The 15086-nt window shown below is 37.7% G+C and carries 13 protein-coding genes; 5 read left to right on the top strand and 8 right to left on the bottom strand.

Annotation, left to right across the window (positions count from 1 at the left end; translation table 11 throughout):
• Positions 1-9: 9 nt before the first annotated feature.
• The 6 genes from H4J59_RS04715 to H4J59_RS04690 all read right to left on the bottom strand — a co-directional run bounded on the left by H4J59_RS04715 (position 10) and on the right by H4J59_RS04690 (position 7946).
• Positions 10-2355 carry a TonB-dependent siderophore receptor gene (locus H4J59_RS04715; RefSeq protein WP_182237241.1) on the bottom strand — a complete coding sequence of 782 codons (2346 nt, stop codon included), beginning with the start codon at positions 2353-2355 and terminating at the stop codon, positions 10-12.
• Between the two features lie 415 nt (positions 2356-2770).
• Entirely contained in the window at positions 2771-2929 is a 159-nt protein-coding gene (locus tag H4J59_RS04710) for a hypothetical protein (RefSeq protein WP_182237239.1), read from the bottom strand.
• 161 nt (positions 2930-3090) lie between these two features.
• Positions 3091-4137, bottom strand: coding sequence for an OmpA family protein (locus tag H4J59_RS04705; protein ID WP_182237237.1), 1047 nt, complete (start codon positions 4135-4137; stop codon positions 3091-3093).
• A gap of 435 nt (positions 4138-4572) precedes the next feature.
• Positions 4573-4905, bottom strand: coding sequence for a YdbL family protein (locus tag H4J59_RS04700; RefSeq protein WP_182237550.1), 333 nt, complete (start codon positions 4903-4905; stop codon positions 4573-4575).
• Positions 4906-4971: 66 nt separating this feature from the next.
• Positions 4972-5154 carry a YnbE family lipoprotein gene (locus H4J59_RS04695; RefSeq protein WP_182237235.1) on the bottom strand — a complete coding sequence of 61 codons (183 nt, stop codon included), beginning with the start codon at positions 5152-5154 and terminating at the stop codon, positions 4972-4974.
• 2 nt (positions 5155-5156) lie between these two features.
• On the bottom strand, positions 5157-7946 hold the full coding sequence (locus H4J59_RS04690; protein WP_182237233.1) for a YdbH domain-containing protein: 2790 nt from the start codon (positions 7944-7946) through the stop codon (positions 5157-5159).
• Between the two features lie 233 nt (positions 7947-8179).
• Between H4J59_RS04690 and H4J59_RS04685 the strand changes: the two genes are divergently transcribed.
• A complete protein-coding gene (locus H4J59_RS04685; RefSeq protein ID WP_182237231.1) occupies positions 8180-8857 on the top strand; it encodes an alpha/beta hydrolase in 678 nt (225 codons plus the stop codon).
• A 26-nt stretch (positions 8858-8883) separates the two neighbouring features.
• Entirely contained in the window at positions 8884-9054 is a 171-nt protein-coding gene (locus H4J59_RS04680) for a hypothetical protein (protein ID WP_182135332.1), read from the top strand.
• 387 nt (positions 9055-9441) lie between these two features.
• Here the strand turns inward: H4J59_RS04680 and H4J59_RS04675 are convergent, their stop codons facing one another.
• Together H4J59_RS04675 and H4J59_RS04670 are read right to left on the bottom strand one after the other, a co-directional pair.
• Positions 9442-10035, bottom strand: a complete 594-nt coding sequence (locus H4J59_RS04675) for a DUF938 domain-containing protein (protein WP_182237229.1) — start codon at positions 10033-10035, stop codon at positions 9442-9444.
• Between the two features lie 54 nt (positions 10036-10089).
• Positions 10090-11217 carry a GNAT family N-acetyltransferase gene (locus H4J59_RS04670; RefSeq protein WP_182237227.1) on the bottom strand — a complete coding sequence of 376 codons (1128 nt, stop codon included), beginning with the start codon at positions 11215-11217 and terminating at the stop codon, positions 10090-10092.
• Positions 11218-11406: 189 nt separating this feature from the next.
• Here H4J59_RS04670 and H4J59_RS04665 point away from each other — a divergent pair, with 189 nt between their 5' ends.
• The 3 genes from H4J59_RS04665 to H4J59_RS04655 all read left to right on the top strand — a co-directional run bounded on the left by H4J59_RS04665 (position 11407) and on the right by H4J59_RS04655 (position 15065).
• Positions 11407-11763 carry a DUF2750 domain-containing protein gene (locus tag H4J59_RS04665; RefSeq protein WP_182237225.1) on the top strand — a complete coding sequence of 119 codons (357 nt, stop codon included), beginning with the start codon at positions 11407-11409 and terminating at the stop codon, positions 11761-11763.
• A 637-nt stretch (positions 11764-12400) separates the two neighbouring features.
• Positions 12401-13003 carry a DoxX family protein gene (locus H4J59_RS04660; RefSeq protein WP_182237223.1) on the top strand — a complete coding sequence of 201 codons (603 nt, stop codon included), beginning with the start codon at positions 12401-12403 and terminating at the stop codon, positions 13001-13003.
• A 628-nt stretch (positions 13004-13631) separates the two neighbouring features.
• Complete coding sequence (locus H4J59_RS04655) at positions 13632-15065, top strand: COG3014 family protein (RefSeq protein ID WP_259369387.1); 1434 nt, start codon at positions 13632-13634, stop codon at positions 15063-15065.
• Positions 15066-15086: the final 21 nt, after the last annotated feature.

The following is a 15086-nucleotide window of genomic DNA, read 5'->3' as shown; positions in this document are numbered from 1 at the left end:
AAACTGTCCTTAAAAACTGTGCTGTATTGTGAATTTGGCATTGATAGGTAATTCAGGAAAAACCAAGGTTGAACCAAAATATCCGCCTTCAAATACTGGCCGCCAATTCTTTTGATTCGTGACATTATCGATATCGAAACGCAATTTAGTGTGCTCGCCAATTCGGTAACTGGTGTTAAGACCTAAGGTGTATTGATCGCGTATGTTGACTGTTGCTAAAAAATCTAGTGGGTAACTTGAGGTATATAATGCCGCAAAGCCTGCTTGCCAAGACTCTGTAATATAAAGGCCACCATTAATACTTAATGATTGCTCTGGTATGCCTTGTACACGTCTATTAGAACGAGGAAAAGCCGTGAAGTTTGGTGCTCCTACGCTAGTACCTTGAATAATATCGGGACGAGAATTATCAAAGGCATCAGCAATTTGCGACGAACTTTGACTACTGGCAGAATTATCATAACGAGCATCAAGATAACTGTAACCTATGTTAAACCAATAGGGCGCGGCATCATAAAACACTTGCAGTTCAACACCTTTAGTTTTTATGCCTGTGTTACTGCCGTCGCGATTACGTAAGCTACGACGCTGATTAAACAATGCTCCGTCAATATACCAAGCGCTGTTGTCGGGTATATATTTAATGCCCACTTCATTGAGCGTATTTTCAGTGGCAAAGTTCTGTGTATTAATTAAGTTATCAGCGCCTAATGAATTACCACCGGCCATGCTATTTGAAGTTGCTTCGTTATAACTCGTTGCAGCATAAACAGTTAAGTCAGCATTTAGCTTGTAATTAACGCTGGCTTGGCCTGAATGTAAGGTTTTATTAATACTATCTTGTGCCGCTTTTTGTCCCGCAGGTGCAATAGGATCTCGTGCTTGTACATCATAAAAATCAATACGATAACCAAAGTTTGTTCTTAGACGATCGCTCCATTGACTGTCTTGTTGAATGGCAAAGCCCGTTTGCCAGCTGGTAGAGTCGGTAGTATCTGATAACGAATAGTCACCAAGGTTGTCATTATTGACATCATACTGACCACCGGGTGAAACAAATACACCGGGGCGCAACTCCACAAGTCTAGCTTGTTGTTCTACTGTTAGGGGAATGCGGCGGCCCTCAACAGGGCCAGTTAAATCAATAGGGTCATCAGCTTCGGTGGTAAATTGGCTATAACCGCGCACTTTATTATAACGGACATCAAAAGCGAGAATGGTTTGTTGCTGATTGTTCCAATCATGACTTAGCTCAAGTCGGTTTTGCGCGGTATCGGCAGCATCTATAATTTCCACAAAGCTATTTTGAGCAATTTCATCACGGGTTAAATGTTGATAATAAGTGCTATTTTTTAATTGTGTTTGGCTGCTTAGTTCGCGGGTGTAGATGCTGTGTAATAAAAAAGTGTTAGCTTCGTTTTCATTATCAGGATCGGTTAATACCGTACTACGGCTAATTTGTACTTGTCCGGTTGGTGAAATTACTGCTCCAGCGCCGGGTATAAGGCTACCATTAGGTTGTACGCCTTGGCCGGTAATATATAAGCCGCTGTCGATTAGCGCTTGTGTTGGCCTATTAATGCCAGCATTGTCGGTAAATTCAACTTGGTATAATTCAAGGTTAATATCCCACGTGCTTTGGTTATCAGGCAATAAACGAAAGGCGGCGTAAAAGCTGTCACTTTTAAAGCTTGAGTAATCATAAAAGCTGCCATTATCAATGTGCTCGGCGCTGACTCTAAAACCACTCTCACCCTCAACAATTGGCGCACCTATATCAAGTTGTGCACTGTATTGATCCCATCGCCCAGCAGTCAACTTTACTTTTGCAGCACTTTTTTCAGTTGATGCGCGTTTAGATTGTAAATTAACAAAACCACCGTTACGTTGGCTACTACCAAATAACACCGGTGGCGCACCTTTTATTACATCAAGCTGCTCGACAGAATTAAAAGAAAGTGGTACACCAAAGCCGTTATTTCCGGCTTGGCGACGCATACCGTCTTGAAAAAGCTCGCCTAATTGACCACGTAAAGTAGGTAAGCTTGGCGCACCAAAACCACTGGCTGAGTAGCTGTTAGGCGTTACGGCTAAAATATCTTGCAAGTCAGTTATGTTTAATTGTTCCATCATGGCGCTAGTAATAGGCGTCATAGAACGCGCAATATCAGCTAAGCCTAAGTCATCGCCAAATGGCCCATTTATTTTGGTGTTTTTGGGCGAAAAACCATGATTAATAATGCGTTGACCTGCAACTTCAATAACTTCAACATCAGTTTCCTTAGCTTCTTCAGCAATGGCTATATGAGCGTGAAAAATAAAGTGCATACTAAGGGCTATTAAACTGTATTTCATTTGAGAGTACCTAAAATATTGTTATTAATATTTTTGTTATTAATCATGCTTGATTATGAACTTATTAAAAATGTTATGTCAGTCTAGACCTAGATTAAAAGTAATAAATTTCAGGCTTTTAATTTATATTGGTTTTTAATCTTAGTCATTAGTCAAAATAGCGTTTTAAAATTTCTTATGGATCGATTAAAAAGACATCAGCTATAAAACGAAGTTAATGTACTAATGAGGGAATAACGATAGTGAAAATATTGGCAATATTACTCAGATTTTTTTAGAGTATTGATGAGCTAAATTGAAAGAGCTGTAGTTGATGTTGAAAACTTGCTGATAGCTAACCAATTTACAGTTTTTGAGAGTTTTTGAGAGTTTAAATATAAACAAGACTTGGCCCAGTAAAAACTAAAAATACGCATTAATCTTTGTGTTTATCAGCAGTTTTGAGCTTGATGGGTGTTGCAGCAGGAGCCGATATTATTTTTTCTTCTTCTTCTTTTTTACGTACGGGGTAAGATGATGAGTTAGCGTTAGTTTGAATGTTTTTGTTAATAAAGTCTAGGGTAGACTTATGCATTTCCTTCAATATATGCTTTTGATCTTAATAAATATACAGCCAAACCATCACAAGTAGCAAGATTATACTTATTGAAGTGGCTTGGCTATAGGCCTACATGTCGTGGCTAATTTGAGAACAAAGTGATTAAAATAATTTTGTTCTCAGTCATAAGCGAATAACTAGTCTTTAGTGACTACTTCTTTTACGCTTGTGGCGATTTTTGCAACAACACGACGATTTAACTTATGGGCAGCAATGGTATTATCTGTTGATAATAATTGAGTTTGACCATAGCCTTTAGTCGTTAATCGACTAGCGTCAATATTGAACTTGTTTACCAGGATGCTTTTTACTGATTCTGCACGTTTTTTCGACATCATTAAGTTATAGTCGGCAGTACCTGTAATAGAAGTGTGTCCTTCAATTTCAACTGAAGTATTAGTATATTCTTTCATAAAATCAGCTAATCGTTGAATATCATCGACTAATGCAGGCTCAACAATAGAGCTGTTATTAGCAAAGGCAATATTAAGCTTAATTTCAACCGCCTGTTCAGAATATAAAGTACAGCCCATAGAATCTACTTTCACGGTCACAGGGGTGTCAGTACAGCGATCAATGTTATCACTAACACCATCGTTGTCACTGTCTAAAGCTTTTGCTACAACAGCAGGCACTGCTGCTACTGTAGGTTTGATGCTTACGGGTGCTTGCTTAACATCGCCAAAGGCATATTTAAGGCCTAATTTTACACCCTGATCGATATAACCATAATCAACATCTTTATAAATAGCGGCTTCACTGTAAAAAGATAAACGGTCGTTAACCTCAAAGTTATAACCGGCACCAATATTTACTGCATTGTAGCTTCTCACATTACTAAAGCGTTTTACGCCAGCAAACATATATAAGTCGCTATCTTCTAGTTTGTAAATAGCGTCAACGCCTCCACGAGTGCCGTAATCCTTATCAGTACCGTTGTTTACGTCATAGCGAGTTCTTGCAATTTCAACGCGCACATTCCAGTAGTCATTAATAATTTTTTGTAAATCGATACCGATGGATTTACCGGCCTCAATTTGGTCCCAATCCATTCTTGCTTCTTTGTTAGTACTCGATTTTATGTAATCGCCAAAGACGCCAAGTTCCCATGTTTTATCAATAGTTTCAGCAGCTAGTGGTGAGCTAATAAGGGCTGCGAGTAGAGAAATTTTAAATGCTTTCATTGCTAATTCCTTGTTTAGGTCTAAATAATTTTAATAAATTCTGTTTTGTATAACTTTTGTATAACGAAGATGATTAAAGAAAGTCATAAATTAATTTCTCAGTTAAGTTTCTAATACGTATTTTGACAATTATTTTTATAAAAGGCTACATATTACCTATTTTATTTTGATTAAAATCAACTGAGAGTCTTGATGTGTTTTAGTTGTAAGTAATTAATTCTACTGAGAACTAGCGAGAGCTAATGCGTAAATGATAATTGAAAATAAAAGTAGGGCGATTTTTGATGTTACAGGCGGTTGCTAGCTAGATTAGGCTAAAGTTGCAGAGGTGAATTGAGTTTAATTTAGTTGAACTGAGGTTAAAGAAGAGGGGCTTATTTTACCCCTCTTTACATTGCTATTTTTTTTGACTTTGTAAGCAATTTTGTTATCAGGTTATTTTTTTACCCACTGCCCAGCAGCATTTTGAATAAAATGGCCGGTCTGAGTTTTATTTAAGGCTTTTTCAGCGGCTAGTGCGGTGACTTGCGCCATGGTGATGTTATTTTTACGCGCTAGGTTAAGGTAAATACTTTTACGTTTTTCGTTAACATTTGCCACTAAGCTTTGCGCTTCAACGTCCTCTACCACTAGGCCTAAGTAACCGTTTTGCATTTCGCCAATCAAGCCTTGTTGCTTGGCGTCGTCTAGTGAAATAGCCCATGCGGAAAATGTCATGGTTACAGCTAGCAGCGCACAAGTTAATTTTTTAACTATGTTGTTGGTCATGTTATTAGATTTTTTACTTGTTAATTTATGAGTTAATCTATTAGATAAGTTATTCATAATTACTCCTTAAAATACGTCGCTATCGGCACTAAAAATGTCATCAAGTTGTTTATCGACTTTTACCCTGATTTCATGATCAATTTTTAAATTTAAATTAATCGTGATCGGTTCTTTAGCGCTAACTTCTATTTTATGTGTACAGCCACTGATTATAAAAATAGCTAACACTGTGGTTAGTATTTTATTCATATTTACTCCTTATTTTTTTGTAACCCTTTGATAATACGTTCTTCAAATTTTTCGGTAATTGACATTGATTCAAGCAAGCCTAATAAGTCATAGCTTAAGTTCAAGTTCAGATTCACATCGTTGTCGATGTCTGGATTTCGGCCTTTGATCACGGTTTTTAATAACATATAGCCGTCATCTGCCATTGAAATATCAGAAGACAACTGATGATAGTGTAAGTTCTGCAGGGCATCAAACGCTAACTTTAACTGGCTGTTATTCGCTTTTAGCTCAGCTACCGCCGGATTATTCATCACTTGAATAAGGCCATTAGTCACATTATGCAGTTCGCCTTTTCCGATAGTATATTTTTCGCCATCATAACTAATAGGCAACTGGCCTGAGATGTTGCCGGTTACTACAATACCTTGCTTTTTGTCTAGCGCCAACACTTGCTCTAAGTCTATACTAGTTAGCTGAACGTCAACTGAATGACCATGCTCAAGCGGCCATTGAATTTTTGGAATGGCAAAGCTACCGCCTAAGATATTACCTTTGATTTTTGACGCTGATATTGTAAAGTCTTTTTCATAACTAAAAGCGGTGTTAACGGAGAGTTTTGATATTGGTGTTGGGATATCTATCAATGCAATCGTGAGGTTTTCTTTTCGATCATTAGAGACATCATGTGGCGTGGTTAACTTGCCCGCTAAAAATTGAAAATTTTGCTGCCAATTAAGCTCTTGTAGCCAAATGCCATCTACTTCACCGCTGACTGATTTCATTGCTATTGATATGGCTAGTGGTGTTTTTTCAAAATCTGTTAAATCATTTACCTGACCTTTTACGCTGTAGCTCAATGTGCCTTCAACTAAGGCTATTTTTGTTGGTAATTCAATATTTAGAGCAAGCAGGTCAGTTAACTGAAGCTCTTCAGCCGTTAATGCGATGTTAGGTTTATCTACTGCGCCCGATATTGTTAAATTTCCTAGCGCTACATTATCGGCAGTGGCTGTAGCATTTATTTCAATGTTATTTAAATTACCGGCAATAGTGCTGCTTAGCGCTAATTTTTTGACTGTAATCATTTTACCCACACGCAATTTTTCAGCCTGACTTTGCACTTTTACATTTAAGTTAATGGCACGCTTACCTGGTATTTTCGCCTTATTGTTAACTTTTACAGGGTTTTGACTTTGCAAAGCGGTTTGTTGTTGAATCGGGTGGTGTATTTCTACACTGCCTTGTACTTTCGTGGTTAACTGTTTAATCGAGAATAGCTTTTTATTCGTTGTTTTTTGCTTTGTCGACATGGCGATCTTGTTGCTAGTAAACGATGAGTTTTCATCAAGGTTTATGATTGTTTGCGCGTGGCTTTGGCTAAGAGAACCTTGCAGCTTGACTATAACCGGTGCATAAGTGAAATTATTAATGCTTGAGAGTAACAGTGGGCTATCAAGTTTAAAATTTAGTTGAGCCATTAATGGACTTTCTTTTACTGGGTCTTCTGTTACTGGATTATTGTTGCGACTTGGGTCAACGTTGAGATAATGCTTTAGGTTGAAGGCCATATTATCTAAGTTCAGTTGATGCACTTGCTGAGCACTTTCTGCCTTGATTGCTATGCCAGATAACGACAACTCTTGGTCGTTTAGGTTAAAAGCTAATCTGCCCTTTGGCTGAAAGGCTAATTGCTCAACGGGGTTGTCTTTTAGTAGCGTGATGAGTAAAGGCGATAGCGCGTTGTTGTTTAAGTAATCAATCAGGTGAGGCTGACTATATTGCAGCTGCAAACTGTTGTTATGTTGAAATTCAACTTCAAGTTCAGCAGGGCTGTTAAGCGCTTTATCTTCTTTTTTTGAGGTTTTTTTGCTTAAGTTAGACGTGCTTAAATTAGCTGTATTTAAGTTAACCGTGTTTAAGTTAATTTTGCTGTGCAGATTAAGCGTGCCCGAGAGTTCAAAGGGTCCACTCGCTTTAACACCTTGAGCAGCAGCAAGTGAAAAATCTTTTAATTGCCCGTCTAAGGTTAATTGTCCTGCTTGATAATTTAATAAGCTATAAAATTCACCGCTAGTGTTAAGCGAGCCTAAAGATTTTACTATTGCCGGTGCTAGTGGCAGTTTATGTGCGAATAAAAACTGTTTTAAGGGGGTTAACTGACCCGATATTTTTAAGGCCAAGGGTGCTTTTTTATGCGGGTTAGTCGATAAATCAACAGATAATAAAACGCTATGCTGAAGATCTTTTAGTGAAAACCCTAGGGTATTTTCACTAACTGAAAACTGGCCTATATAAGGTGCTTTTTTTGTGGCATTACTGTTATTTATTGTACTGCTATTTTTCGGCGAAAAAGGCGAATAACTTATCGCTGCCACCTGAATATTAAAAGGTAACTTAAGCTGTGCAAGTTGCGTTAAATAAGTGTTTAGCTGTTCTGTTAACCTTGCTGGGTTATTTTTTTTCGGGCTACTTTTGAATAGAGTCAGTAAGTCTGCTGTGCCTTTGACCGTTATTGAAGCAATATCGATGCGTTGAATTTTTTGCTCAGCAGCTAATGCCAAGGTTATTACCATATCTTCAATATTGATGTCTGCTTTCGGTGTTTGCAGGCATAAGTGATTTATCGCCAGCTTTAAATCTGTTGTGAGGTGAAAGTCTAGACAAGTAATTTTTGCGTCATATAACGCCAATTCATCATTACTAAAATTTTTTACAATAGCAACGCGGGCAAAATAGACCAAAAAGAGGCTAGTTATAATAGTGCTTAGTACAAGGGCAAGTGTAATTAAGCTTTTTTTGGGGACTATCATTTGTGGGTATTTATTCCTTCGTCCATGGGCTTTCTGGCTGTGTTTAATCCATTTGTACCGCTACTTTATGGCTGTTGGGTCATAGGATCAATAAAAATCATGGATTTAAATACCTAGCTAAAAAATAGCGTCCGAAAAAATTATTATTTTCTCACACATGAGCATATTTTAATTACGCTATAGAAGCGTTATGATATTGGAATTTTTCACGTAAAGACTATAAAGAGAGACACATGTCAGCTGTTCCATTAGAACGTATTACCATAGAACCTACTTCACCCGCCACAGCCTGTGTTATCTGGTTACATGGCTTAGGAGACTCTGGTGCAGGATTTTCGCCTATTGTGCCAGAACTAGGTTTGCCTAAAAACCACGCGGTACGCTTTGTGTTTCCACATGCGCCAGAGCAAGCAGTGACTATTAACCAAGGCCATGTCATGCGTTCATGGTATGACATAAAAAGTATGGATTTACATAACCGTGCTGATATGGACGGTGTACTTAAGTCTGAAGTCAAAATTCGAGCCTTAATTGCCGAGCAAGTTACAGCGGGTATACCTGCAAACAATATTATTTTAGCGGGCTTTAGCCAAGGCGGCGTGATGAGCATGTTTACCGGCTTGCGTTACCCTGAAAAGCTTGCAGGCATTATGGCGTTATCATGCTATTTACCTAACGCTGATGCATTACCCGAGCAACTAAGTGCGGCAAATAGCGATACAGAAATTTTGCAACAACACGGCGATAATGACGATGTTGTGCCTTTAAGTGCAGGTAAAATGGCTAATACCTTACTTAATGCGAAAAACTACCCAGTAAAATGGCAAACTTATCCGATGGCGCATAGTGTTCATCCAACACAAATCCGTGATATTGCCACATGGTTAGTGGCACGATTAAATCTAGCGTAAAGCTAAGTCATCGAAGGGGAGATAAAATGCCAGAAGTTAAGGTTAAACTTGTTTTTGAGAAAGAAAACAAAAATAGTATCCGTTTTAAAGAAGTAGCTGAGCCAGGCAAGGCTGAAGCTATGGGTAGTATCTATTTACAAAAGTGGCTTGTGGGTGATGCTAAATCAATTGAAATTTCGGTGAAAGTTCCAGACTAGTGATTTTGAATTAATTTGTTTTCAGCTGACTATTGCTCAGTTATTTCGACGAAACACCAAGTTTTGTCGTTAAAAGATAGCATTTATGAAAAATGATGAAGACTTAGAGCATCCTGCGTAGTGGTCAAGTAAAACTGACCACTAATTTATATTCTAGTCAGTATCTTTTCTCTGACTCATTTTGTATTCCTCTCCTGTTTTGAGCTCCAAACCCATAGGTAAAAGTCTTTGCAGTTCAAGCGCTGTAGTTTTTATTGCGCTTAGCCTATCCATGGTCAGTTTGTCCATAACTAGCTCAACGTAGTGTATTTTTAACCATAACGGGTTTAACAACAATATTTTTAACAATCATGGTTTTAATACTAATACCCTTAGCAGATAAATGAATTACCCCAGCTTTTGAAAGACTAATAAGCGATTGTTTGCTGGCATAGCATGATCATTTTCTAGCGATAAACCGACACTCTGCGCTAAGGCCATTATTGCCTCAATATCGCGAATAGCACTTTGGCTATCACGCTCTTTTAACCAGATATCAAAACCGGCATTACTCTCGCTTGTGTACTGGCCTTGATAATTAAATGGCCCATAAACACAACATTTACCCTGTTGATTTAAATGTTGTGATACACCACTAAAAAATGCTTGCACTAATGGCCAGCTAATAATGTGCAAGGTATTCGCTGTGTATATGGCGTCAATTTTTTCAATTGGCCAAGGATGGTTGAGATCAAGTTTAATAGGGGGAAGTAAGTTACCGGCAGGATATTCTCTTAACCATTGGCTAATGCCTTGATGATTTATTAATATATCGCTGGTCTGCCAACTTAACCACGGCATGTTGGGCGCAAAAAATACCGCATGTTGGCCAGAGCCTGAACCGACCTCTAACACAGTTTTACTGGCGCTAAAGCTATCAGCTAGCGCAGCTAAAATAGCGACTTTATTGTTTTCACAGGCTTGGGAGAAGGGTTTGTTCATGGTTGTTTACTCAATTTTTCACTCAGTTCTTTACTCATATGATGACTAGCGTGGCTAACCGTTTTCATCGTTTAATTTATAAGGCAGTAGTGCTTGGCACTGCGCTTGATAAGTACGCATTTGTTGCTGCTCTTGCAAACAAAAGGCTTTGATAGCAGGTTTAAAACCCGCATGTTTGATCCAATGATATGACGTGGTTAGCTTAGGTTCAAAGCCTCGGGCTATTTTATGTTCACCTTGGGTACCTGGGTGAAATAAGCTCAGTTTATTTTCAATACAAAAATCTATGCCTTGGTAGTAACACAATTCAAAATGTAAATTGTTGTAGCTCTTCGTGCAACCCCAATAGCGACCATATAAATGCTTGTCGTCAAAAAAGAACCAAGCACAGGCGATGTCTTCGCCGTTACAGTTAGCGATGATCAACAAGATATGCTCAGGTAACTTTTCTACTATTGACTTAAAAAAATTAAACGATAAATGTGGTGTATGTCCACGTTTTAAATAAGTTAGCTGATAAGTTAAATAGAAAAACTCAAGTTCTTTTTCACTAATATCTTTACCGGTAACGCGTCTAATCTCAATGTTTTGTTGCGCCATTGAAAGACGCTCTTTGCGAGTGTTTTTTCTTTTTCTGGCGGTGAAGCGTGAGAGGAAATCGTCAAAGTCACGGTAGTTATAGTTTAGCCAATGAAATTGCACCGTGTTACGTTGGTAAACATCATCAGACTTTTGCTGTGTTGGTAAGCAATATAATAAGTGCCAGCTATTTAAGTTTTTATGTTGGCAATGGTGTGTTAATACCTCGAAAACATCAGCAAGGCCAACATGGTTAGATAATAATTTATGGCTAGTGACCGGCGTAAAAGGCGTGGTAGCGACTAATTTAGGGTAGTAGGGCATATTATGCTTTTCATAGGCTTCGGCCCATGCCCAATCAAAAACATATTCTCCCCATGAATGAGATTTAACGTACATGGGCAGAATAGCGTTAATTTCATTTTTATCGTTATCACGCAGTTGTAAGTGATGAGGTTGCCAACCTTGAGCACCACTAACCGAGCCACTCGTTTCTAAACACTGGAGAAATTGATAATTTGAAAACACCGATGGCTGTCGATTTAGCCGTTGCCAGTCTTGTTCAGCTATAGCTGAAATATTATTTACGATTTCAATTTTCAATGATTATTCTGTTACTTAAGTTACTCATCTCTGCAGCTTAACAGATGGTGAATTTAATAGGTATAAAGCTTTTTAAGTAACTCATGTGTGGCAATTTCAGAGCAATACTTACCTGTAACAACAAAGTCATATCTTTAGATTTAATTCACTTGGTATAATGGTAAAAACGTAATTAGGGTAATAAAAGCAATGAGCATTGAAAAAACACTGAAGTCATTTTTAAATCAAGTTAAAGAAACACAAATAATTTGGGCGTTACAAGATAAAAACAGCGAAGATTGGGTGGTACTTGATTCAATTAACTTTGAAAATACTGAAGTTATGCCACTTTGGTCAACACAAGCACTGGCCAAAAGTCATTGTATTGAAGAGTGGGCTGATTATATACCTGCGGCTATTACGTTAGCTGATTGGATGGAATTCTGGATTGAAGACTTACTCGAAGATGGCGTTATTATCGGTATTAATTGGCAAGAAAATGATGAGTGTTTGGAGTTAGAACTGCCTGAGTTTACTCAAGCACTGGCAGCAGTTGAAACCTTATAACTAGCCAAGCCAAACAGTTACTATGTTAACCTTATAAGCGCCTACTATCGCGTTAGTGAACACAGCATATTGCCAGACCAATCAAGCTTACTCTTGCAATATGTGTGTTCATAGCTCCTTCTGGGCAAATATCTAGCGGTTATTATTGCCCGTTATTCATTGTTAAGCCCTAAATCCTCCTAAAACGGTAACTTGTCTTTTTGATGAAATAATAAATTTTTTTATTTAATGAATTTATTATTTCACAGACTTAAGTGTCATTTGTTTACTTTTTAGGCGCCAGGTAAAATCACCTAGACATAAAATGACAGGCTGTTTTTTACAGTTAACTTCAGTCTGTTACATTAAATCATTAAGTGCTTACATCGCTATTTAAAATAGTTATTAAAGCCTTTGCGTTATGTTGAACCGATAAACTGCATTTATATTTCAAAAAAATTATTAACTATATTTTAATCATACCTCAACTAAAAATAATGAAATATTTTTACAACTTATCGGGTCAAATTATGGAGTTACCAATTATGCAGCTCCTGTGATGTCGAATTAAAGCTATAGAACCAATGAATTATTTTGGCAATAAATGGGTAATGTAAAATGAAGTTAATCGTTACGCTTAAAAAAATAGGAAGAAAGCATGATTAAAGCAATATTGGAAAAAAGTTATGACATATTAAATTCAACAAAAAAATTGGATTTTCTTGCGCCATTATTATTGCGTTTGTATTTGGTGCCTATTTTTTGGATGGCGGGTACCACTAAAATAGATGGTTTTGATAATATTGTGCAATGGTTTGGTAATGACGATTGGGGCTTAGGTTTACCCTTTCCTTATATTATGGCCATTTTAGCCGTAGGTGCTGAAGTTATTGGTGCTATTGCCTTATTACTTGGCTTAGGCGTGCGCCTAATAGCTGTGCCTTTGATGTTTACTATGTTTATAGCGATGACATCTGTGCACGGACAATATGGCTGGCAAGCGATTGCAGATGCTAATGCACCATTTGCTAACGAGCGAGTAGAGGCAAGCGTTGAGAAAAAAGAAATGATTGTTTCTATTTTGCAAGAACACGGTAACTACGAGTGGCTTACCAGCAGCGGCAATATTACTATTTTAAATAACGGTATTGAGTTCGCAGCGACTTATTTTATTATGCTATTGGCACTGTTTTTTATCGGTGGCGGGCGCTATGTCAGCCTTGATTACTGGTTTAAACGAAAAGTATTACCAAACGCATAAATAACTTACAAAGATATCAATATAATGAATCAAGATACCAAAAACTAAATTTTAAGGTGCGGCAATTGCACTAGCTGTTGCAGCTTTAATGGGCTGCAACAGCGGTATCAGTTAAAACATCAAATAAAACAGCAGTAGCAAATAATACTGTTGAAATGGCACACTGTTGCGGTGTCAAATCAGTATAATGGTCATAATAACTTTATTGCGACTGAAGATGCCTGTAAAGGTCAAGCCGCTTGCAAAGGTGATAACTTTGCAAGTTTATGTGACAAGCTTCTCACCCAAAACCCTAGGACGGTATCAGTCAATTAGCCTTGAATTATTCACTCTCATGGTTAGATGCAGACATACTCGCTAGTCGATAATGTGATACTTAGAATGCAGTGATTTTAGAGTCTTGAGATAAGTTTCTTACCTCTTTTTACAATTTAACAACAAAGTAAGTATTGCTACCCTTCTCAAATAAGACTATTTTTATTTGCAACTAAAAGAGTTAATAACGTTCATAAACTCGTTCATATATAATGAGATAAATATACATAAACTTGTTCATATATAATGAGATAAATATATAGTGAGACAAATACCCGTAGTAAGTAAATGTTATGGAAATAAATTAACTCTTATGATCAACTTCCTCCCTAAGCGCATTGTTGTCAATATGGTTGTCAGCATTACTATCACAACTTTATCTGGCTGTGCATCATTTGAGCTCACTGATCTTTTTCAGGGTTATAATAGCCAAATGAAGCCCGTGAAAGCGGCCCAACGCCAAGGTGAATTTGTTAAAGCGCAAAATCTACTAGGTGAACGTGCTCAAAGTAATAACAGTTACGTCTTAAATTTACTTGAAAGAGGGCGCTTAGAGTTTTTAGCCGCCGATTGGCAAGCTAGCCAAAAAAGCTTTGCTCAAGCCTATATTGAGATTGAAGAACAAGCTAACAAGGCAAAAATTCAAATCAGTAAAGGCTTTGAAAATTTAAGCGCAGTCGTCAGTAACGACAATGCGACTTCTTATCAAGTGCCTTATTATGAACAAACTATGCTGCATAGTTATCAGGCGCTAAATTACTTATTTCAACATGATTTAGTTGGCGCGTTAGTTGAGATACGTCGAGCAAATTTAGTGCAAGAGAAGGCACTTAAAGCTTATAAAAACGAAGTTTATCAAGCGCAAAATGAGCTTAATAACTCAGGCATGACCACAGATAGCCTCTATAGTGGTTATCCAAGTATGGCAAGTGCGATTGGTCAAGTGAAAAATGGTTTTCAAAATGCCTTTACCTTTTATCTTTCTGGCATCTTATATGAAGCCAGTGGCGAGCTAAATGACGCTTACATAGATTATAAGCGTGCTATAGAAATATACCCAGAGAACCATTACTTGCAACAAGATGTTTTACGCTTAGCCGCTAAGTTAGGTATGCAAGACGACTTAGTGGGCTTGCAACAACGTTTTGGAAAATATCAAGCACAAACGTCAAAAGAGCAAGGGCAAGTCGTTGTGTTTATTGAGCAAAACATTGTCAATAGTAAGCAAGATATTGGCTTAAATCTGCCAGTAGGTCGAAGCAACAGCGGCTTAAAGTTTTTCAGTTTTTCTTTACCTGTGTATCAAGAGACTTTACCAAAGCACAGTAAACTTACCTTTAAAAGCCAAGACCAAAGCTATTTGTCGAATGAAATTGTTCGTATTCAATCGTTAGCTGCGAAAAATTTACAAGACCAATTACCCGCACTACTGACCCGACAAGTCGTTCGCGTTGTTGCGAAAGAACAAATGCGACAAAAATTGAGTCGAGAGGCGGGCGATGTCGGTAATATTTTAGCCAGTATTTACAATATTGCCTCAGAAAGAGCAGATACTCGAAGTTGGTCAACCTTGCCCGATCAAGTGGATATTGTGCGGATGAATTTACCCGCTGGTAAGCAAGTATTACAAGTGCAGCTAAATGGACAACAAAAAAACATTGAAGTTGACGTGCAGCCAAATAGAATCACCTTAATTAATTTTTCTGCTATCGGTAGCTATACTGGTTATCAAGCGATAAATTTATAAATAACTAATGCATTAGGAGGG

Source organism: Colwellia sp. MB02u-10 (genome assembly GCF_014077185.1).
GTDB lineage: Bacteria > Pseudomonadota > Gammaproteobacteria > Enterobacterales > Alteromonadaceae > Cognaticolwellia.
The sequence above is the reverse complement of the archived record's forward strand: the minus strand, read 5'-3'. Positions and strand labels throughout refer to the sequence as shown.